Source organism: Peribacillus sp. P4_C12 (assembly GCF_056402095.1).
The window spans coordinates 1-1,929 of record NZ_JBFUIB010000609.1 but is presented as its reverse complement, the minus strand read 5'-3'; the positions used below and the strand labels follow the sequence as shown (position 1 = coordinate 1,929).

Sequence of the window (1,929 nt, the reverse complement as noted above, 5' to 3'; positions counted from 1 at the left end):
AAGAAGACTATGAAAAAGCAGCTGTACTTCGGGATGAAGAAGAAAAACTGGAAAAATCCTTGCAAGCTGGAGTAAATTCAGTTAAACCAAACGTCACTGTCGAAGATATCCAAAAGATTATCGAACAAAAAACTGGAATCCCTGTAGGCAAGCTGCAAGAAGATGAGCAGGAAAGAATGCTTCATCTTCAAGAGGAGCTTATGAAAAAAGTAATTGGGCAGGAAGAAGCAGTCAGAAAGGTTGCGAAGGCCGTCCGAAGGAGTCGTGCCGGTTTGAAGTCCAAAAACCGTCCCACTGGTTCTTTCCTATTCGTTGGTCCGACAGGAGTTGGGAAAACTGAATTAGCGAAAACCCTTGCTTTGGAATTGTTTGGTGATAAAGAAGCCATGATTCGCCTTGATATGAGTGAATTCATGGAGAAACATAGCGTTTCCAAATTAATTGGTTCTCCTCCTGGATACGTAGGACATGAGGAAGCAGGCCAATTAACTGAAAAAGTTCGTCGTAAGCCTTACAGTATTATCTTATTGGATGAGATTGAAAAAGCACATCCAGATGTGATGCACATGTTCTTACAAATTCTAGAAGATGGTCGGTTAACTGATAGTCAGGGACGTACTGTTACCTTTAAAGATACCGTCATTATCATGACATCTAATGCTGGAGTCGGGGAAAAACAAAAAGTAATGGGATTCGGAACAAGTACAGCCGTAGATGAAGCTTCTATATTACAATCATTAGGCAGTTTCTTCAAACCGGAATTCCTGAACCGATTTGACAGCATCATTGAATTCTCAGCACTGAAGAAGGAAGACCTTTTGCAAATTGTTGATATTATGATTCAGGATCTTGACAAAACACTTACTTCTCAAGACATATCATTGGTCGTAACAGATGAAGCAAAACAAAGACTGATCGAGTTAGGTTATCATCCATCATTCGGGGCAAGACCGCTCCGACGTGTTCTTCAGGAACAGCTCGAAGATGGCATTACTGACTATATCTTTGATCAGCCTGAAGTGAAAAACTTCATGGCAGTTGTTGAAGATAATCAGGTTAAAATAATCAAAACACCATAAAGAGTACTAGAAATGCCTCCAAGACCGTAAAACTGTTATGGAGGCATTTTTTTTTATCACTTTTTAAGGTTTATAATTTCAATAGGAATATTTACAAGACAAAGAGAGGTATATTCTACACAGAAGTAGAATTTTATGTAAAAGTGGTACAGGTTTATGATTTTTGGAGCAACATAGATAAACTTAACTATAAAAAATGGACATCGAGATTCTAAATTATTCCTGATCTTATTTCGGGTGAAAATACTTATCATTTATTAATGAATCCATCAAGTTTATTAACATATGTCTCTGAATACGCTAGGACGTTTGAATCATATTGATAGTCACACACTGATTTTTGATAGCAACCCTTCATAAAAAGGAAATAATAAAAAATATGAAATAAATTCCTGTTTTGAAATAGGAATTTCATTGGAGGAATGACCTATTAAAGATTCAATTTTTTATTTTGAAGAGGAAAATACCAATCAAACACCTAATGATAAAGATCTCGATAATAAGTCGGATGTTCTACCCATTGCAAATATTCATCTCGTAAACCCTGAAGAACTGGATAATCTTTATTACTATGAAGGAAAAGACTTAGGAAATTCCTATTCAAAAGATAAAACTTCATTCCGGTTATGGGCTCCCACTTCATCTGAAGCTAAGCTCGTTACTTATAAACGTTGGGATGATACAGATGGAATAGAAATTGATATGCAGCGTTCGGAGAAGGGAACGTGGACTGTTGAAATATCCGGTGATCAGGATGGGTTGATTTATACATATAAAGTGAAAGTGGGCGATGTATGGAATGAAGCTGTGGATCCCTATGTCCGGGCAGTGACTGTAAATGGGAATAGAG

Annotated in this window: 1 protein-coding gene and 1 pseudogene; both read left to right on the top strand. The window is 37.1% G+C overall.

Annotated elements, in window-relative coordinates; translation table 11 throughout:
• Window positions 1-1,079, top strand: a 1,079-nt coding sequence (locus AC1DUW_RS27125) for an AAA family ATPase (RefSeq protein ID WP_477643964.1), incomplete at its 5' end; no start/stop codon positions are given.
• Window positions 1,080-1,625: 546 nt separating this feature from the next.
• Window positions 1,626-1,929 (top strand): annotated as a pseudogene (locus AC1DUW_RS27120) (type I pullulanase); the annotation flags it as partial.